This is a genomic window from Anaerosporobacter mobilis DSM 15930, assembly GCF_900142955.1.
GTDB classification, from domain to species: Bacteria; Bacillota; Clostridia; order Lachnospirales; family Lachnospiraceae; genus Anaerosporobacter; species Anaerosporobacter mobilis.
The window spans coordinates 1-19,034 of record NZ_FRCP01000008.1 but is presented as its reverse complement, the minus strand read 5'-3'; the positions used below and the strand labels follow the sequence as shown (position 1 = coordinate 19,034).

The following is a 19,034-nucleotide window of genomic DNA, read 5'->3' as shown; positions in this document are numbered from 1 at the left end:
ATAGACCGAAGGTCTATAGCACAATAGTAGGAGGAAATATATGAGTCCAAAGGCTAAAAAATTCATATCGTACTATAAACCATATAAAGGCTTATTCTTTGCGGATATGTTCTTTGCAATAATGGCTGCAGCAATCACACTAGTATACCCTATGATCGTAAGATACATAACGAATACAGTGTTGGTTCAATACGAGATGAACGAAGCATTACAAATTATTATCAAATTAACATTAGTTATGATTGGATTAATTATTGTTGAATTTATATGTAAATTCTTTATCAACTATCAAGGTCATGTGATGGGGGCCAAGATGGAACATGATATGAGAAACGAAATATTCGGACATTATCAGAAACTATCCTTTAACTTTTATGATAATCAAAAGATAGGGCAATTAATGTCTAGGGTCACGAATGATTTATTCGATCTAACGGAACTTTGTCACCATGGACCAGAAGATATCGTGATTTCATTAATCAAATTCATTGGAGCATTCGTTATTCTTCTATTCATCAACGTACCGCTAACATTAATTGTATTCTCTATAATCCCGGTTATGTTCATTTTTGCATATAAGCTAAAATCCAAGATGCATCTTGCATTCAAAAGGAATAGAGAGCGTGTTGCGGATATTAATGCACAAATCGAAGATAATCTTTCTGGTATACGAGTTGTGAAATCCTTTGCTAATGAAGATGTAGAATTAGTAAAATTCCATGAAAGTAATGGGCATTTTGTTGAGTCGAAGAGAAACAGTTATTTTATTATGTCAGTATTTCACTCTGGTTTAGGAGCATTCACAACGCTTATTAACGTAGCCGTTATTATTGGAGGTGGAGTATTTATCGTAAAAGATATTATTCAATTATCCGATTTACTGACGTATCTATTATATATAAACAATTTAGTAGACCCCGTAAAACAGTTAATTAACTTTACAGAACAATTTCAAAATGGAATTACTGGATTTGATCGCTACTTAGAAATCTTAGCAGTTGAGCCGGATATCGTAGATAGTAAAGATGCCGTTACTCTTACTGATGTAAAAGGTGAGATTGAATTCCAAGATGTTGCGTATCAATATAACGATACGGTAGCGGAAGTATTTCGTGACATTAACCTTCGTGTTAGACCAGGTGAATATGTGGCATTGGTTGGTCCGTCGGGCGTGGGAAAAACCACCATGTGTAGTTTGATACCACGTTTTTATGAGGTAACTAGTGGAAGAATCTGTATCGATGGAACAGATATCAGAGATATATCGTTATATTCATTACGCAAGAATATTGGTATTGTACAGCAAGATGTATACTTATTTGCAGGTACCGTTATGGATAACATTAGGTATGGTAAAATGGACGCTACTGATGAAGAAATCATAGAGGCAGCAAAGAATGCCAATGCACATGAATTCATAATGGAACTTCCAGATGGGTACAATACGTATATTGGACAACGAGGAGTTAAGTTATCAGGCGGTCAGAAACAGCGTTTAAGTATAGCTAGAGTATTCCTAAAAAATCCACCGATTTTAATTTTCGATGAAGCAACTTCAGCTCTCGATAATGAGTCAGAAAAGGTAGTACAGGAATCCTTAGAAAAGTTAGCTAAGAATAGAACAACCTTTGTTATCGCTCATAGACTATCGACAATTCGTAATGCAGAGAATATAATTGTGTTAACAGAAGATGGAATTAGCGAAAAAGGCACACATGAAGAGTTACTTGAACTAAATGGAATTTATGCTGAATTGTATAACATGACTAATCGGAAGTAAATCAAGCACGAACGAAGTGAGTATTTGATTTAACCCGATTAGTCAGCGATAGAACGGAGTTCTAGAGCTGGAATTACACGTTAGTGTAATTACGTACTCCGAAGGAGTTATTAGTCAACGAGGGAAATTACGGAGTGATTTTTTGAGTCTGTTGTGATAACCTGATTAGATAGAACGGAGTTCTAGAGCTGGAATTACACGTTAGTGTGATTACGTACTCCGAAGGAGTTATTAGTCAACGAGGGAAATTACGGAGTAATTTCTTGAGTCTGTTGTAGAAACTCCATTAGTCAGCATAAGTCAACGAAAGGGGAGAGGGTATGGTTGCAAGAAGTATGGAGACTCTTGATTTAGAGAGTCTCATGCGTACATACGGAAATGATGTTCTGAGAACCGCATATCTATATGTGAAAGATATACACTTGGCAGAGGATATCTTTCAAGAGGTTTTTCTCAAGGTAAACAACCGATATGATAGTTTCCGTGGCGAATGCGGGGTTAAGACGTGGCTTTTACAGATAACAATTAATACCTGTAAAGATTATTTGAAAAGTGCTTGGAATCAAAAGGTAGAAACTACAGATGAATTTAAGACACAGCAGGTAGTAGAAGAAGGCTATGAGAAAATCGAAAAAAAGGAAGATAACCAAGTGGTAAAGAATGCAGTAATGGAACTACCAGACAAGTACAAAGAGGTGGTTCTATGCGTATATTATCAGGATTTGAGTATTGAAGAGGCGGCTGATACGCTGCAGATTGCCGCAGGTACAGTTAAGAGCCGACTGAACCGGGCTAGACAAAAGCTAAAGAGTTCATTAGAGAGGAGGGTGTCATATGAAGAAACAAGAAGAGAATAAGGAAGAAAATAATGTTGTATTAAATAAATTATATGACATCAACAATCTGAAGAAGGATCTAGATGAAATACTTAACATAGAAGATATTACAGTATCAGAGTCTTTAATTCAAGCAACCTTAAAAAGAGCAGAGAAAGAACAAAGTAAACAACCAAAATCAAGAAATGAATCAATACCAAGTAATGACCCAGTACAAAGTAAAGAACCGATGCAAAGTAATCAACCAACAAGAAGTAAGAGAGGAGTTCCTTACCGTTATGGAATGATTGCTGCATGTGCTTGCATTCTACTTGTGGCAGGTATTCGTTTAATAACAAATCCGCTAGTAAGTAAGAAGGATTCCGAACAGAATATGGTAACTCAGGAGGAATCCGCTGCAGATACCTCGACAGGTAAGGAGGATATGGAATCTGCTGCAACTACAGATGCCAGTAATGCTGGAACTTCCGAGTCTGACGGAGAAAGTATTGTAGGTGACACAGAAAACAATAGTACGGATTCCACAGTGAGTACAGAGGAAGGTGAAGTAGTACCGTCATTCTTTGATATAGCAGATGAAGAGGGGACTCCATATACAGTCGCAGTTCAAGAAATCGAAAAAATTATTGTTTATGATGAAAATGGGGAAGCTATTAATAACGTGACGGATATATCAGATATTGAGAGCCTCTATAATGCATTTGCAAAAGTTGATGGTCAGTATCATGTAGAAGTAGTGCAAAATGAAAAACAAGAGGGACAACATGTGAGACAATATGCTATAATAGCTCAGGAAGATTCTGAATGGTCGGAACTTCATATATGGATAACAGATGTTGACAAAGAATCGTATATAGTAACGAGACAACTGGTAACATCAGCTGGAGAATCTATAACACACCGAATTACAGATGTTAGTTCAAATATAATCCAGAATGTTATTCATACAGGGCCTTGAGGAATACAGAGTAAGTAGTCGATAAAATAACATTAATAAGTCCTACGACAGAAGACGTATATTGGAGGTTACAATGGCAAAGTTATACTATCGTTATGGAGCAATGGGAAGTTCAAAGACTGCCAATGCCTTGATGGTTGATTATAATTATTATGAGAGAGGTAAAAAAGCCTATCTTGTGAAACCTAAAATTGATAATCGTGATGGTGAGAAAATTATTAAATCACGTATGGGATTGGAGAGAAGCTGTGATTTCTTAGAGCATCTAGTAATGATGAACGATGAAGAAATTAAGGAGTATGATTGTATCATCGTAGATGAAGCGCAATTCGCAACGAAAGAGCATGTGGAATTCCTTGTTCATATTGTAGATGATCTTGGAATTCCTGTAATTTGTTATGGATTACGTGCGGATTTTCGTAACGAACCGTTCGAAGGGAGTCTTTGGTTAATGGCTTGGGCAGATCGTATTGAAGAGATTAAGACGGTTTGCTGGTGTGGTAAAGGTGCAACATGCAATGCGAGAATTGGCGAAGATGGCAAGATTGTACGTTCTGGAGATCAAGTAGTACTTGGTGGGAATGACAAATACATTGCCTTATGTCGTAAGCATTACCGTGAAGGTAACTTGGGTCACGATGCACAAAGTTAAAGGATCTGGTGCTAAAAGAGCTGGATAGTTGAGGATATAGTAATTAATTTAGGAAAATATTTAATAAAGTGTATAATTTCCTCCATTTAACAAATAATATCAATATCACTAGATTAATTGATAATGATATTACGTTAAATGGAGGAAATTTTTATGAAGGCAACTGGTATTGTAAGAAGAATAGATGATTTAGGAAGGGTAGTAGTCCCAAAAGAAATAAGACGTACTCTTAGAATTCGAGAAGGAGATCCACTTGAGATATTTACAGATCGTGAAGGAGAGATTATACTTAAAAAGTATTCTCCAATTGGAGAACTTAGTCAATTCGCAAAACAATACGGCGACGCATTATCACAAACAACAGGCCATGTTGTATTTATAACTGATCGCGATCAATTCGTATCTGTATCAGGAACGACCAAGAAAGAATTGGTTGGAAAACAAATTAGTAAAGAACTTGAAGATGCAGTTAATGAGAGAGAGAGTATATCAGCTGTTTCCACTGATAAATCCTTCATTAAGATTGGAAGCGATGAAGATAGTGAATATACATCCGAAGTTATTAGCCCTATCATCTGTGAGGGTGACGCAATAGGAGCTGTTATTATACTTACAAAAGATACAAAGACTAAATTAGGTGAAGTAGAGATTAAGCTTGCAGCTACTGCGTCTAACTTCTTAGGAAGACAGATGGAGCAGTAAGAGTTTATGGGATAGGACGCTGCACGTATTATAGAGTGGACGCTTTTTTATTTGTTTGCAAATTGGGTTGTTTCAGTATGTTATTGAAACCAAATGCCTTCACACACCAGCAAAAAGAGCAACTTTCTTTCGCTGTATGCTATTGCACGAACATGGTATGTTCGTGCATGTCACACAGCTCAATCAACTTGTCTTTTTGATGTTGCATTTCATTGTATTTTGTTTCAATAACATGTGATTGACCTCAAAAGGTATTTGCAAACAAACAAAAAAGCTGTTCATAAAATGTTGCGTGCAGCTGTATATACCCATAAACATATATAATTTATATTGTATTTTAATAAGCTAGTGTTAATTTAACAATGTAGCAAGATTATAGTTTGTTATTTTATGAAAACATTTAAAATGAGTGTTTTTTGTGATAATCAGGCAATTTAATTTCTATAAACGAAGAATTAGTAAAGAATTTCTTCAGGAACGTAAATCATAATTAGTGTGGAGAATAAAACGAGGAGGAATATAAGATGAAGAGTTTGGAGCATGAAGTGAATGTAGAACCTTCAAATAGGGTTGAAATCGACTGTAATAAGGATATGTACACCTTTGAAGAGTTCGTTGATATAATCCGTGAATTACGAAGCGAACATGGTTGTCCTTGGGATAGGGAACAAACCCATGAAAGCCTTAGAGAATGTATGTTAGAAGAATGTTATGAAGCCATTGATGCAATTAACAAGAATGATTTAGAAAACTTAAAAGAAGAACTGGGAGATGTGTTGTTACAAGTAGCATTACATACTGTCATAGCAGAGGAAACAAATGAGTTTACCATGGACCAAGTGACAACGGATATAAGTAAGAAGATGATTCATCGACATCCTCATATCTTTTCAGATGTTAATGTAGAAAATTCTGGTGAAGTACTTAGAAATTGGGAAGCTATTAAAGAGAAAGAAAAGAAAGAAGAGACAGTTTCAGACGGTATGTTACGAGTTGCAGAGGCATTACCTGCCTTAATAAGAGCGACCAAAATTCAGAAAAAAGCTGCTAAAGTTGGAGTCGAAGGAGAGGATACAAGGACCGTTATTAATTTACTAAAAACTTCAATAAACGAGATAGAAAAGCAAAGCACAATAGGTAATAGTTCTCATATTGAAGAGGAAATAGGGAAGACGCTCTTTTTGATTACGGATTTATCGAGAAAATTAGGAGTAAATGCTGAAAATTCCTTGACAAATGCTACAGATAAGTTTATAAATAGATTTATAGGTGTTGAACGGCTCGCTGAAGGAGAAGGCAAGCATCTTAAGGACATGTCCATAGATGAGCAGACTGCTCTATGGGGACGAGTTATAAAAAATATTTTTTAAGTAATTTATTATTCAGAGGAGGAGTTTATCCATGAACAAAACAGAATTAGTTGCAGCAATTGCAGAAAAAACAGAATTATCAAAGAAAGATTCCGAAAAAGCATTAAAAGCATTTATCGATGTAGTAACAGAAGAATTAGCTAAGGGTGAAAAAATCCAATTAGTAGGATTTGGAACTTTCGAAGTTTCTGAAAGAGCAGCTAGAGAAGGAAGAAATCCACAAACTGGAGAAACTATGAAGATCGAAGCATCTAAATCTCCTAAATTCAAAGCTGGTAAAGCATTAAAAGATGTTATCAACGCTTAATTGAGTGTAAATGATTAATAGTTAAGTTGCTCCATGTGGAGCAACTTTTTTTAAACATATTTTGTAACTGTCCAAAGCCAAGCTCTGAACAGTTACCTTATTTTTAGGAAGGTTGTTGAGAATATGAGATTAGATAAATTTCTTAAAGTATCACGTATTATTAAAAGAAGAACAGTAGCGAATGAAGCATGTGATGCTGGAAGAGTAGTGATTAATGGCAAGGTTGCCAAGGCATCCGCTAATGTAAAAGAAGGCGATATATTAGAAATCGCATTCGGTAATAAGGAAGTAAAAGTAGAGATACTTGATGTACAAGAAACTGTACGAAAAGATGATGCAAAAGAATTGTTTCGATATCTGTAGAAGCTATGTGCATGAATTTAAGGACCTCCTAATATACTTATGATAGATGTATATTTAGGAGGTTGTTTTATGGAGGAGAAGCAATTACCAAAGGCTAATCATAAGGTAACATTAACAAGTCGCAAGAGTGCTATAATTACAGGCGTGAATGACGTATTATCATTTGATGCGAATGAAGTGTTATTAGAGACAGAACAAGGGATTTTAATGATTCGCGGTGATGAATTACATGTTAATAGGCTTACGCTAGAAAAAGGAGAAGTGGATATTGATGGAAGAGTCGACAGCTTAACGTACTCAGATGGAGGGTATTCTAAAGGGAGTGAATCATTCTTTGGAAGGCTATTCAAGTAGGAGGTTAGGAGGGCAATATGACAGAGATCATTAATTTGGAGGTCCAATTCTTTTTGACATCAATTCTGTATGGAATTCTTTTGCTAGTTGTTTATGATTGTATTCGTATCTTTCGAAGAATTGTTCCACATAAAGCATTCTTTGTCGCACTTCAAGATATTCTCTTTTGGCTTGTGGCGAGTATTGTTATATTCATTATGATTTATGAACGTAATAATGGAACAATTCGTGGCTTTGCAATACTTGGGATGTTACTTGGAATGATTATATACAATCAGATGCTTAGTAAGATAGTAGTTAAGGGAATTACCCTAATTATTAAAACGATTATTAAAGGAATCAAGAAAGGGTTATCCATATTGCTTAAACCGTTTGCATTCCTAGGTAAGAAATTAGGGAAGGTTTTTGGATTTGCAACGAGTAAAGTGAGCAAGGCGAATTCGAAGGTTGGAAGCAAAATTAAAAAAGTTGGAAAGAGTTCTGCAAAACAATTGAAAAATGCTGCTAAAACAGTTAAAATATCAGTAACGAAAAAATGATACATGGACGTACAATAAAAGAGTTATGAAAGAAAGGTGAATCGTATGATTATTGGACGAAAGACGAAAAAAAGGACAGGTTTATTCACAACTATTTGCTTAGTCCTTATGATCTGTGGTATTATCTTTTATCAAAAAGAAAGTTTGGATAAGAAGAGAATGACCTATCAAGAAAAAGACAAGGTGTTACAACAACAGATAGATGCAGAAACAGAACGTGCAGAAGAGATTGAGGAAAGACGAGCTTACGTCCAAACTAAGAAATACATAGAAGAGGTCGCTAGAGAAAAGTTAGGACTTGTTTATGAAGATGAGATTATTTTGGATCCTGGGAAGTAAGTGACAGGAATAGTATTTTGATAAAGGGAGATACTAACAGTAGCTATAATATTCTGAATTGAACAAATAAATAAAAAAATTCAAAAAAGTAGTTGACATTTATTATTTCTTTCAGTATAATAAATCTTGTCAGTGCGGCGGAGTAGCTCAGTTGGCTAGAGCATGCGGTTCATACCCGCAGTGTCGGCGGTTCAAATCCGTTCTCCGCTATCTTATAAGAACTTTAGGTAATTCATTAAGAATTACCTAAAGTTCTTTTTGGTTGCAACAACATTCCTTGTGTAGTACAAGCTTTTCACTATGCATTACGAAGGGAATCGTAAAACCGTGTCAGCTAATAGTTCTTAATATCCTAATTAGTGTGAGGTCCCTACATTCGAGCGAAATGCCGAGCGAGAGATTATATTGTCATAAACTTTTATGTAACTCGCCCGTTAATTTGACAAACATTTCATACAATTACTTCTATAATTTCGGATTGACAGCCAAATTAACGAAAAGGAAGTGTAATGTATGAAAGAAATTACTAAGAGAGGCATTGCGATTACTCTTATAGGACTTATGGTGTCACGAGCGCAATTTCTATCCATGAATCCCATTGCGGTTGCATTCTTCGCAGCAGCATATGTAGAGAAGACAATGCGACCCTTTTTACTAATTGGAGTAACGATTGGTTCTGCCATGGTCTTACCAACGGTTGAAGCCATAAAATATACATTTGTGATAATACTATTAGCCATTATAGGTAATCTAATTGAGAATCGGACTAAGAATAAACCAATCCCTTTGCAAGCTTTTGCATTCATAGCGGCTATTGTAACAGCGGGAATATCCTTAACAAAATATTTTTTGAGTTATGGTACGAGGGAACAATTACTCTATATTGCATTAGAGGCAGTATTAATTCTGTGTCTAACATTAGTCTTTAGTCGTCCAATCAAGTTTATCTTATATGGAGAGATGGGACAAGCAATGGATAATGAACAACTAATTAGTATGGCATTGCTAGGAGGGTTGGTGATCTATGGGATACCCGATATCGGAGGAATTGAATTCTCACTATTCAAGACTACGATATTCTTCTTGATCCTACTTATGGGATATAAGTATGGTGCAGGAGCAGGAGCAATAAGTGGAACGGTTTGTGGGATAGTGATGGGGGTACAAGGATATATAAACGTCACAGGAACGACAATAAAAGAAGATCTATTGCCTATCGTGGCGGTGATGTGCTGCCTAGGAATATTGGTAGGAATGTTCCGTGAAGTGGGGCGCCTTGCGACAGCAGTTGCATATAGTGTTGGTATAATTGGTGCAAGCTATTTATATGATGAATTTCTTATGACAACAACACAAATAGGAGCTATCGTATCCAGTGTGATTTTATTCTTATTCTTGCCAGCAACCATAATGCGGCGTATTCAGGGGAATACGGAACGAAAAAGTGAGATGCAGTTTATAGAACAAAACATACAGAGTATGACGAGACAGAAACTACACGGATTTGCAGAATCCTTTCAGAAGTTATCGAGTACTTTTCATACAATATCGGATACAAGAACTTCATTAAGTAGACAGGAAGTGGATGCGATATTTGATGAATTATCAGAACGTTTGTGTAAGGATTGTAGTAATTGTGCAGCTTGTTGGAAGACTGATTTCTATGATACATACAAAGCAACCTTCAGTATTTTGAATTCTGTGGAACAGAACGGTTACATATGTGAGGCCGATGTGCCAGTGGCGTTTGCAAAACGATGCATTAACCTAGGCGAATTTTTATCGGAGACCAATCGTAGCTTAGAGATTGCGAAGGTTAATCTTAACTGGACGAATCGAATGGCGGAGAGTAGAGAGGCAATTGCAGGTCAATTAGGTGAAGTAGCGAAGATAATCGATGACTTCTCTAAGGACCTTTCAGATACAATAGCTGTAAATGGTGCCGAAGAACGGCAGATCATTAATCAGTTGAAACTAAATCATATACAGGTGAAACAGATATCCATCATGGAGAGGCGGAGTAAGAGACAGGATATCTATGTAGTTGCGAGAACATCAAAAGGACGATGTATCACAACGAAGGAAACGGCAACAATTATAGGTAGTGCCATTGGCAAAAAGGTTAAGCCAGATGAAGGGAGTAAGAATATTCTTACAAAGGATTATGAAACGTTTATATTTGTGGAAGATACAACGTTTAAGACTCTAACAGGTGTGGCTAAAGTTCCAAGAGTAGGGGAAAGTGTGTCGGGAGATAATTTCTCAATCATGAATCTTGGTACGGGGGATATGATTATGACGTTATCCGATGGTATGGGAAGTGGCAAATTGGCTTGTGAAGAAAGTGAGTCAGTTGTTGAATTACTAGAACAGTTAATTGATGCTGGATTTAAAGAAGAATCAGCCATTAAGCTAATTAATTCCATCTTAGTAAGTCGTTCGGAAAGTCAGATGTTCTCTACCGTAGATATGAGTATATTAAATCTCTATACAGGAATCTGTGATTTTATTAAGATTGGAGCTTCAACAACTTTCATTAAACGTGATAATTGGGTGGAGAGTATCTGTTCAACCACATTACCAGTAGGTATGTTTAATACGGTGGATTTTGATGGTGTTTCGAAGAAGTTATATGATGGAGATTTTATTGTAATGGTTACTGATGGAGTCTTAGATTGTATTCAAGGAGAGAATAAGCAACAAGAAGTAGAACATATTATTATGAGCATTAAGAGTAGGAATCCACAAGATATGGCAGAACAGATTCTATCAAGAGCAATGGAGTATAGTGATAATGAAGCCATTGATGATATGACTGTATTAGTAGCAGGGGTTTGGAAAAAATATTAGAGCGTGAGACTTGCTATTTTTACAATTGAAGTATAGAATAGCTGATAGTTAAAACATTACTGTTCACAAGCAATCTCCGCGAGGTGTTTTTTGTGAGTGAAGTGCAGCGAAAGTCACGGAAAACCCGAGAATTGCGGCGCGAAACGGTGCTTTATTCCGTTTCTGTGCATCGCGAAGCGTGTTACTGCTTGGAGCACTGCCGTATTGGGGCAGTGTGAACAGTAACGCTAAAACATTTGGAGGACTAAACCCATGCTTAATAAGGTGAAGCAATATATAGAGTCGAATCGAATGCTGAGGAATAAAGAAAAGGTAGTATTAGGAGTATCAGGTGGTGCTGATTCTGTCTGCCTTTTCTTTGTATTGCTTGCGCTTCGTGATACCTATCAGTTAGAACTGCATGTTGTTCATGTCAATCATATGATCCGTGGCGAGGAGGCAGATGTCGATCAAGACTATGTGGAGAGAATCTGCAAAGAGAATACTATCCCATTCCACCTTGTGAAAGAAGACGTAAAGAAGTACGCCAAAGAACAGCATCTATCAGAAGAGGAAGCAGGAAGAAATATTAGGTATCAGGCATTCGAACAGGTACGTGAGGAATATAATTGTGATGTCATTGCTGTTGCACATAATAGCAATGACTGTGCGGAAACAATGTTGTTCCAGTTAGTGAGAGGAAGTGGACTTACAGGCTTAACTGGTATTCCATCTGTAAGAGACCGTATTATTCGCCCACTATTATGCATAACAAGAAAGGAGATTGAACAATATCTTGATGCGCAAGGTATTCCTTATCAAACAGATGCCACGAATTTACAAACGGAATATACAAGGAATAAGATTCGTCTACAGGTACTACCCTATCTAGAGAAGCATATTAATAGCCAAGCTATTTCCCATATAGTAAAATCGGCACAGATGCTTAAAGAAGTGGAAGAATTTATAGAAAAACAGACAAAAATTTGTTATAATAGATTGGTTCAATGTAAGGATGCTAGATACTGCTTTGATCGAGAAGAGTTTCTAAAGGAAGATACCGTGATCCAAAAGACGGTTGTTAGAGAGATTCTTAGAAATCTTAGCGGTCAGTTAAAGGACGTTGAAAGTATCCATATTGAGGATATATGTGGTCTTGCTGCAAAAGGTGTCGGTAAAAAAATAGATTTACCATACGGTATTGTAGCATACAATGGTTATAAGAATCTAATACTAACAAACAATAAGGTAACAATTAGTGATAATGATTTCATGGAAGGAAAAGAGTATCCCTTGATAGAAGAACCTAGAGAGAGTTCTTTAGATTTAATCAACAAACAAAGTGGAGTGATTGATTTAGCTAGTGGTGAAAAGCTAGGGTATGTAACCCACACCCTTACTCAGAATGAGAAAGCCAATCTATTGGATAAAAAACTGAACGTTTGGGATACTAATCAGAATGTGATTTCTAGTATTGACTTGCAAGTATATCAGAATACGAATTTTTATGAAGAATATAAAAAAAGTATGATAAATACTAGAAATGGGTATACGAAATGCTTTGATTATGATAAAATAAAAAATGCTGTTCAATTACGTACCAGACGAGAAGGCGATTACATGCAAATTGATGCTAAGGGTGGAACGAAGAAGCTTAAATCAATCTTTATTGATAAAAAAATTCCACAAAAAGATCGTAACCTTATCCCATTGTTAGCAGATGGTAATCATATTATGTGGATACTGGGATCACGTATTAGTGAAGCATATAAATTAAGTGAAAGTACCAAAACAATACTTATTGTTTATTTATTTGGAGGAAAATGAAATGGAAGACAAGATAAGAGTATTACTTAGTGAAGAAGAAGTTGATAAGAAAATTCGTGCACTAGGTGATCAAATCAGCAAGGATTATGCAGGAAAGAGCATTCATCTAATCTGTGTATTAAGAGGTGGTGTGTTCATCACTTGTGAACTTGCAAAGAGAATTACTGTACCTGTAACTATGGACTTCATGTCAGTGTCTAGTTATGGAGACGGAACAGAAAGTTCAGGTAGGGTTAAGATTGTTAAAGACCTTGATGACACGATAGAAGGAAAAGAAGTATTAATCGTTGAAGATATTATTGACTCAGGAAGAACATTAAGCTATCTTATTGAGTTGTTAGCTTCAAGAAAGCCAAATAGTATTCGTCTATGTACCCTTCTTGATAAACCAGAAAGAAGAGTAACTGATGTAAAAGTTGATTATGTTGGATTTAACATTCCAGACGAATTTGTAATTGGATATGGCTTAGATTATGCTCAAAAATATCGTAACCTTCCATTCATTGGAGTAGTTGAAAACGATTAATAAAAAAAGGGAGTAAGGTTGATGGCGCCGATTTGATTTATATTGCTGACATTGACCTAAATAGAAGGGAGGTATTGCTTTGAAGAAGCAGATGAAAGGACTTGGTTTCTATGCCATTATTCTTGCTATCATTGTTATGGCTATGTTGCTGTCAGATAGTTTGAATAAAGTAAGTACCGATTCATATAGTCTGTCACAATTTACTGCAGACTTGAAAGAAAAGACAATTAAGACAATTGACGTGTACATGAATGAAGAGGTGCCAACTGGTCAGGTTAAGGTAACCTTTATAGATAGTGATAAGTCAGCTTCAAATTTCTATGTAGCTGATACAAGTAAGATTGAAGATCTTGCAACGGAGCATGGTTACAATGCGGCTGTTCACGATGTAAGTCGACCAAGTTGGATTATGCAATTGTTGCCTTATATACTAGGTTTTATTGTAATTATTGTATTATTCTCCTTTATGACTAGTCAAGTTTCCGGTGGCGGAGGCAATTCCAAAGTAATGAACTTTGGTAAAAGTAGGGCTAAGATGTCAACTGATGAGAATAAGAAGACAACATTTAAGAATGTAGCAGGTCTTGACGAGGAAAAAGAAGAACTGAGAGAAATCGTAGATTTCTTGAAAGAGCCAACAAAATACATGCAAGTTGGTGCTAGAATTCCAAAAGGTGTCCTATTAGTAGGTCCTCCGGGAACTGGTAAAACTTTATTAGCGAAAGCAGTAGCAGGAGAAGCAGGTGTACCATTCTTCAGTATCTCCGGTTCTGATTTCGTAGAAATGTTTGTTGGTGTTGGTGCTTCTCGTGTAAGAGATTTATTCGAAGAAGCAAAGAAAAATGCACCATGTATCGTATTCATTGATGAGATTGATGCCGTTGCAAGACGACGTGGTACTGGTCTTGGTGGTGGTCATGATGAAAGAGAACAAACACTGAATCAAATGTTAGTTGAGATGGACGGTTTTGGAGCTAACGAAGGAATCATCGTAATGGCAGCAACAAACCGGGTAGATATTCTTGATCCAGCAATCCTTCGTCCAGGTCGTTTCGACCGTAAGGTTACAGTAGGACGTCCAGACGTGAAAGGTAGAGAAGAGATTCTTCATGTTCATGCAAAAGGAAAACCACTTGGAGAAGATGTAGACTTAAAACAAGTTGCTCAGACAACAGCTGGTTTCACTGGAGCTGACCTTGAGAATTTATTAAATGAAGCTGCAATCTATGCAGCAAAAGAAAATCGTGCATTTATTATGCAAGAAGATATTACACATTCATTTATCAAAGTTGGTATCGGTACAGAGAAGAAGAGTCGTGTTATCTCTGATAAAGAGAAGAAGATTACTGCATATCATGAAGCTGGTCATGCGATTTTATTCCATGTACTACCTGATGTTGGTCCTGTATATACGGTATCCATCATTCCTACCGGCAATGGTGCAGCAGGATATACAATGCCTCTTCCGGAAAAAGATGAGATGTTCAATACGAAGGGCAAGATGACACAAGATATCATTGTAAGCCTTGGTGGACGTATTGCAGAAGAAATGATCTTCGACGATATCACAACAGGAGCTTCTCAAGATATTAAAGTAGCCACAAAGACAGCAAGAGCAATGGTAACACGTTACGGATTCTCGGAATCCCTTGGTCTAGTTAACTACGATAGTGACGATGATGAAGTCTTCATTGGTAGAGACTTAGCTCATACCAGAAGTTTCAGCGAGGATATTGCTCGTTCTATCGACGAAGAAGTTAAGAGAATTATTGAAGATTGCTATGATAAAGCGAAGAAGCTTCTTACAGACAATATTCAAGTGCTTCATGGTTGTGCTGATTTACTTCTTGAAAAAGAACGTATTACGAGAGAAGAATTCGAATCTTTATTCGTAGCCGATGAAATACCTGCAAACAGTATAGAAGCCGATATAACTGAAAGTGGAGATTCTGAAATCTAATATTAGACATAAATAATTGTTTGAATAAAGGCAGCTTGTAAACTCGTATCACGAGATTGCAAGCTGTTTTATTCAGTGCTAGTATTACGGTGTTCTGTGTTTTGTGTTTGGTAAGTGAAATACTGATAAACGTATAAAGTTGAAGTGCGTTATTAAAACAACAATAATGAACATATCATAGAAAAAACAATTATGATTTAGTTACAAAATATTAGGGGACTAAAAGAAAGCAATATACGCCTTGGATTTGTAAAAAACTAGGAAGAATCAAAAGACGAGAAGTACGAGAAGCAAATAATGGTATATAAGTACAGTAATTATTTGGACGAGATGAAGTTCACCTGTCACATTTGACAAAAAAAGATTTATATTTATAAAATGTTTATGCACACTTATATGGTACATCATGCTATACTAATAAACGTAAACCCCAATACATTATATAGTTTTTGCTACACCCCATAAGTAACAAAAATACCTTCTCCAAAAGAGGACAGCAGATCGGATGGCTGTCCTCTTTTACTATATATAGTAGGGAAAAATATACAGATGAGTTATATAAGCAAGAACATGTTATAATATAAATCCTAAAACAATGTATGGTCAAATTGCTAGTGGTCCATGCTTATAGTGTGATAGAAATTATTCTGATTTGTGAACTATGGTGAAAATAATTAAAAATCCATGGTTGTATAATGAAAACGTGTATATTAGAATAAAATAGTTATCAGATAAATAAATACATATTAATATATTTGAAATAGAGGGAAGGTGCAAAAGAGACAGCACCAAAAAGAGAAAAGAGGGGCTTTCACATATGAATTTTAATACGAACTTCAATCAGCTGACGAAATATGAAAAGCTAAATGCTTACATGGAACATGTAGCACCGATTTTGAATCTTGATGCTTTATTTTGTGATGGAACCAAACAATACCGTATTCCGGAAGAACCAATGGCAAATGATGAGGTGAACATCCGCTTTCGTACCGCTAGAGAAAATGTGGATGAGGTTTATCTGATTTCGACATACAATAGGCAAGTGATGAAGAAGATTAACCACGATATGTTGTTTGACTATTATGAGGGGACCATTCAATTAGAAGAAGCGAAAGTGGAATACTATTTTGAGGTTCGAAGTGGACATTTCACCTGTTATTATAATCGTAAGGGCGTCATGAATGAAGTACAGAATAACTATAACTTTGTTCTTATGCCCGGCTTTCAGACACCAAATTGGGCGAAAGGGGCGGTCTTTTATCAAATCTTCGTTGATCGTTTCTGCAATGGAGATACCAGTAATGATGTATTGGACAGAGAATACACGTATATTGGAGAAGGAACAAGTGAAGTTAATGATTGGAACAAGTATCCATTATCAATGGGAGTAAGGGAGTTCTATGGTGGGGACTTGCGGGGCGTCATGAAGAAGTTAGATTATCTTCAGGAGCTTGGAATCGACGCTATCTATCTAAATCCAATCTTTGTATCTCCTTCCAATCACAAATACGATATACAAGATTACGATTATGTTGATCCTCATTTTGGAGTGATAGTTAAAGATGAGGGAGAGTTACTACAACCAGGTGATACGAATAATCAGCATGCAACCAGATATATTACAAGAGTTACTGCTAAGGAGAATCTTGAAGCCAGTAATGAATTGTTTATTGAGCTAGTAGATGAGATTCATAGGAGAGGTATGAAGATTATCCTAGATGGAGTTTTCAACCATTGTGGATCATTCAATAAGTGGTTAGATAGAGAATGTATCTACAAAGATGAAGAAGGATATGAAAAGGGTGCTTATGTTGATGAAAACAGCCCTTATCGATCATTTTTTAAATTCCGTGATGGTACATGGCCATACAACACTCGCTATGATGGTTGGTGGGGGCATGATACACTACCAAAGCTAAACTACGAGGAATCACCAAAGTTATATCAATATATAATGGATATTGCGAAGAAATGGGTTTCACCACCGTTTAATATTGATGGCTGGAGACTTGATGTAGCAGCTGACTTAGGACATTCCAATGAATACAATCATAAATTCTGGAAGGATTTTAGGAGAGCGGTCAAAGAAGCAAATCCAGAGGCGATAATACTTGCAGAACATTATGGAGATCCTAGTTCGTGGCTACAAGGCGATGAATGGGATACTGTAATGAACTATGATGCCTTCATGGAGCCACTAACCTGGTTCTTAACCGGAATAGAGAAACACAGTGATGAATCAAGAGACGATCTCTATGGGCATTATGAAGCATTTTATGGATCTATGAGTCATCATATGACAAGATTTAATACACAGTCTTTATTAGTAGCTATGAATGAATTATCCAATCACGATCACTCTCGTTTCTTGACTCGGACCAATAGAAGAGTAGGACGTACCGCAGCGAATGGTCCAGATGCAGCGAATTACGGCATTAATAAGGCTGTTATGAGAGAGGCAGTCCTAGTTCAGATGACATGGCCAGGGGCTCCTACAATCTATTATGGAGACGAGGCAGGCGTATGTGGGTGGACGGATCCGGATAATCGTAGAACGTATCCGTGGGGACATGAAGATAGAGGCTTAATCGCATTGCATCAAGAACTTATTCATATACACAAAAGTTATGAAGCTTTGAAGACTGGTTCCATGATTTTCTTATGTGGAGGAAATCATTATTTCAGTTATGGACGTTTTGATACTAGCGATAAACTGGTTATCATTGTGAATAACTTGCAACAAGAACAGACAATCGATATACCAGTATGGCAAGTCGGTATACTTGATACCGATCGTTTGGTGAGAATCATTCAGACCAATAGAGAAGGATATAATCTAGAAGCGAAGAGATACCAGGTGCGAGAAGGCTATGCCAAGGTGGTAATGCCACCAGAATCTTCTACGATTATAAAGACAATTGACACTTTCTAGTCAGTTGTCTTTTTTCATAAGGGAAAGAAGGAAACATTTTAAGACTTTAAATAAGCAAATTTTGTTTATAAACAAGAAAATTGGGAAAATTAAAAAAACTTGAAAATAATACTTGCAATTTTTTAGTTTTCTGCTATAATAATATCTTGTCAGAGCAATTAAGGAAGGGTTCCCGAGTGGCCAAAGGGGGCAGACTGTAAATCTGTTAGCTACGCTTTCGAAGGTTCGAATCCTTCTCCTTCCATTAATGCCGGCGTGGCGGAATTGGCAGACGCACAGGACTTAAAATCCTGCGGGGTCAAACCCGTACCGGTTCAAGTCCGGTCGCCGGCATTCAGTTTAATCTGAATGTAGATTGTGGGCACGACTGCTATAACAATAGGTTGTAGATATTACAATTTGTTGCTTACATCATTGGTTTTACTCAAAAGGGCATGCCCAGATAGCTCAGTCGGTAGAGCAGAGGACTGAAAATCCTCGTGTCGCTGGTTCGATTCCGGCTCTGGGCATTGATAATTTAATATGCGGGTGTAGTTCAATGGTAGAACACTAGCCTTCCAAGCTAGATACGTGGGTTCGATTCCCATCACCCGCTTTTCATTTGTCTAACAAATGTGATATACAAAGCATGTTGGCCAGCAAAGCTGACTATAAAAAATATATGTGCGCGAGTGGCTCAGTGGTGGAGTATCGCCTTGCCAAGGCGAGGGTCGCGGGTTCGAATCCCGTCTCGCGCTTACGAAAGAAAATCGCTAATCCT

General features: G+C 36.7%; 16 protein-coding genes and 6 tRNA genes. All 22 read left to right on the top strand.

All coding sequences use genetic code 11. The features are described from left to right. Positions 1-40: 40 nt before the first annotated feature. The 22 genes from BUB90_RS06610 to BUB90_RS06505 all read left to right on the top strand — a co-directional run bounded on the left by BUB90_RS06610 (position 41) and on the right by BUB90_RS06505 (position 19,011). Entirely contained in the window at positions 41-1,780 is a 1,740-nt protein-coding gene (locus BUB90_RS06610; RefSeq protein WP_073285003.1) for an ABC transporter ATP-binding protein, read from the top strand. Positions 1,781-2,100: 320 nt separating this feature from the next. Continuing rightward, entirely contained in the window at positions 2,101-2,637 is a 537-nt protein-coding gene (locus BUB90_RS06605) for a sigma-70 family RNA polymerase sigma factor (protein ID WP_073284999.1), read from the top strand. Beyond that, on the top strand, positions 2,615-3,574 hold the full coding sequence (locus BUB90_RS06600; RefSeq protein ID WP_073284996.1) for a hypothetical protein: 960 nt from the start codon (positions 2,615-2,617) through the stop codon (positions 3,572-3,574). The genes BUB90_RS06605 and BUB90_RS06600 overlap by 23 nt, the downstream gene beginning before the upstream one ends. A gap of 73 nt (positions 3,575-3,647) precedes the next feature. Further along, positions 3,648-4,226 carry a thymidine kinase gene (locus BUB90_RS06595; protein WP_073284993.1) on the top strand — a complete coding sequence of 193 codons (579 nt, stop codon included), beginning with the start codon at positions 3,648-3,650 and terminating at the stop codon, positions 4,224-4,226. Positions 4,227-4,379: 153 nt separating this feature from the next. Further along, entirely contained in the window at positions 4,380-4,928 is a 549-nt protein-coding gene (gene spoVT, locus BUB90_RS06590) for a stage V sporulation protein T (RefSeq protein WP_073284990.1), read from the top strand. A 524-nt stretch (positions 4,929-5,452) separates the two neighbouring features. Beyond that, positions 5,453-6,298 carry a nucleoside triphosphate pyrophosphohydrolase gene (gene mazG / locus BUB90_RS06585; protein WP_084139134.1) on the top strand — a complete coding sequence of 282 codons (846 nt, stop codon included), beginning with the start codon at positions 5,453-5,455 and terminating at the stop codon, positions 6,296-6,298. A gap of 31 nt (positions 6,299-6,329) precedes the next feature. Further along, entirely contained in the window at positions 6,330-6,605 is a 276-nt protein-coding gene (locus BUB90_RS06580) for an HU family DNA-binding protein (RefSeq protein ID WP_073284987.1), read from the top strand. A gap of 123 nt (positions 6,606-6,728) precedes the next feature. Further along, complete coding sequence (locus BUB90_RS06575) at positions 6,729-6,968, top strand: RNA-binding S4 domain-containing protein (RefSeq protein WP_073284984.1); 240 nt, start codon at positions 6,729-6,731, stop codon at positions 6,966-6,968. Between the two features lie 69 nt (positions 6,969-7,037). Beyond that, positions 7,038-7,322, top strand: coding sequence for a sporulation protein YabP (gene yabP, locus BUB90_RS06570; RefSeq protein ID WP_073284982.1), 285 nt, complete (start codon positions 7,038-7,040; stop codon positions 7,320-7,322). A gap of 17 nt (positions 7,323-7,339) precedes the next feature. After that, positions 7,340-7,861 carry a spore cortex biosynthesis protein YabQ gene (yabQ, locus tag BUB90_RS06565; RefSeq protein ID WP_073284979.1) on the top strand — a complete coding sequence of 174 codons (522 nt, stop codon included), beginning with the start codon at positions 7,340-7,342 and terminating at the stop codon, positions 7,859-7,861. A 45-nt stretch (positions 7,862-7,906) separates the two neighbouring features. Further along, on the top strand, positions 7,907-8,200 hold the full coding sequence (locus BUB90_RS06560) for a septum formation initiator family protein (RefSeq protein ID WP_073284976.1): 294 nt from the start codon (positions 7,907-7,909) through the stop codon (positions 8,198-8,200). Positions 8,201-8,336: 136 nt separating this feature from the next. Continuing rightward, positions 8,337-8,410 (top strand) — tRNA-Met (locus BUB90_RS06555). Positions 8,411-8,713: 303 nt separating this feature from the next. Then, positions 8,714-11,050: a stage II sporulation protein E gene (spoIIE, locus tag BUB90_RS06550; RefSeq protein ID WP_073284973.1), complete on the top strand. Its 2,337-nt coding sequence runs from the start codon at positions 8,714-8,716 to the stop codon at positions 11,048-11,050. A gap of 252 nt (positions 11,051-11,302) precedes the next feature. After that, positions 11,303-12,856 (top strand): tRNA lysidine(34) synthetase TilS, encoded by a 1,554-nt coding sequence (gene tilS / locus BUB90_RS06545; RefSeq protein WP_073284970.1) that lies wholly within the window; start codon positions 11,303-11,305, stop codon positions 12,854-12,856. A 1-nt stretch (position 12,857) separates the two neighbouring features. After that, positions 12,858-13,382: a hypoxanthine phosphoribosyltransferase gene (hpt, locus tag BUB90_RS06540; RefSeq protein WP_073284967.1), complete on the top strand. Its 525-nt coding sequence runs from the start codon at positions 12,858-12,860 to the stop codon at positions 13,380-13,382. A 91-nt stretch (positions 13,383-13,473) separates the two neighbouring features. Continuing rightward, the gene (gene ftsH, locus BUB90_RS06535; protein WP_073285824.1) at positions 13,474-15,342 is read left to right on the top strand and encodes an ATP-dependent zinc metalloprotease FtsH; all 1,869 of its coding nucleotides are present in this window, start codon (positions 13,474-13,476) and stop codon (positions 15,340-15,342) included. An 817-nt stretch (positions 15,343-16,159) separates the two neighbouring features. After that, positions 16,160-18,274 carry a glycoside hydrolase family 13 protein gene (locus BUB90_RS06530; RefSeq protein ID WP_139241713.1) on the top strand — a complete coding sequence of 705 codons (2,115 nt, stop codon included), beginning with the start codon at positions 16,160-16,162 and terminating at the stop codon, positions 18,272-18,274. A gap of 162 nt (positions 18,275-18,436) precedes the next feature. Continuing rightward, positions 18,437-18,518, top strand: a tRNA-Tyr gene (locus tag BUB90_RS06525). A 5-nt stretch (positions 18,519-18,523) separates the two neighbouring features. Next, positions 18,524-18,607, top strand: a tRNA-Leu gene (locus tag BUB90_RS06520). Positions 18,608-18,710: 103 nt separating this feature from the next. Further along, positions 18,711-18,783: transfer RNA gene (locus tag BUB90_RS06515), tRNA-Phe, on the top strand. Between the two features lie 15 nt (positions 18,784-18,798). Beyond that, positions 18,799-18,869 (top strand) — tRNA-Gly (locus BUB90_RS06510). A 70-nt stretch (positions 18,870-18,939) separates the two neighbouring features. Beyond that, a tRNA-Gly gene (locus BUB90_RS06505) sits at positions 18,940-19,011 on the top strand. Positions 19,012-19,034: the final 23 nt, after the last annotated feature.

What these genes read in the sequence shown, in the direction of transcription:
- BUB90_RS06610 (WP_073285003.1), top strand. Translation starts at nt 41, where the DNA reads ATGAGTCCAAAGGCTAAAAAATTCATATCGTACTATAAACCATATAAA.
- BUB90_RS06605 (WP_073284999.1), top strand. Translation starts at nt 2,101, where the DNA reads ATGGTTGCAAGAAGTATGGAGACTCTTGATTTAGAGAGTCTCATGCGT.
- BUB90_RS06600 (WP_073284996.1), top strand. Translation starts at nt 2,615, where the DNA reads ATGAAGAAACAAGAAGAGAATAAGGAAGAAAATAATGTTGTATTAAAT.
- BUB90_RS06595 (WP_073284993.1), top strand. Translation starts at nt 3,648, where the DNA reads ATGGCAAAGTTATACTATCGTTATGGAGCAATGGGAAGTTCAAAGACT.
- spoVT (WP_073284990.1), top strand. Translation starts at nt 4,380, where the DNA reads ATGAAGGCAACTGGTATTGTAAGAAGAATAGATGATTTAGGAAGGGTA.
- mazG (WP_084139134.1), top strand. Translation starts at nt 5,453, where the DNA reads ATGAAGAGTTTGGAGCATGAAGTGAATGTAGAACCTTCAAATAGGGTT.
- BUB90_RS06580 (WP_073284987.1), top strand. Translation starts at nt 6,330, where the DNA reads ATGAACAAAACAGAATTAGTTGCAGCAATTGCAGAAAAAACAGAATTA.
- BUB90_RS06575 (WP_073284984.1), top strand. Translation starts at nt 6,729, where the DNA reads ATGAGATTAGATAAATTTCTTAAAGTATCACGTATTATTAAAAGAAGA.
- yabP (WP_073284982.1), top strand. Translation starts at nt 7,038, where the DNA reads ATGGAGGAGAAGCAATTACCAAAGGCTAATCATAAGGTAACATTAACA.
- yabQ (WP_073284979.1), top strand. Translation starts at nt 7,340, where the DNA reads ATGACAGAGATCATTAATTTGGAGGTCCAATTCTTTTTGACATCAATT.
- BUB90_RS06560 (WP_073284976.1), top strand. Translation starts at nt 7,907, where the DNA reads ATGATTATTGGACGAAAGACGAAAAAAAGGACAGGTTTATTCACAACT.
- spoIIE (WP_073284973.1), top strand. Translation starts at nt 8,714, where the DNA reads ATGAAAGAAATTACTAAGAGAGGCATTGCGATTACTCTTATAGGACTT.
- tilS (WP_073284970.1), top strand. Translation starts at nt 11,303, where the DNA reads ATGCTTAATAAGGTGAAGCAATATATAGAGTCGAATCGAATGCTGAGG.
- hpt (WP_073284967.1), top strand. Translation starts at nt 12,858, where the DNA reads ATGGAAGACAAGATAAGAGTATTACTTAGTGAAGAAGAAGTTGATAAG.
- ftsH (WP_073285824.1), top strand. Translation starts at nt 13,474, where the DNA reads ATGAAAGGACTTGGTTTCTATGCCATTATTCTTGCTATCATTGTTATG.
- BUB90_RS06530 (WP_139241713.1), top strand. Translation starts at nt 16,160, where the DNA reads ATGAATTTTAATACGAACTTCAATCAGCTGACGAAATATGAAAAGCTA.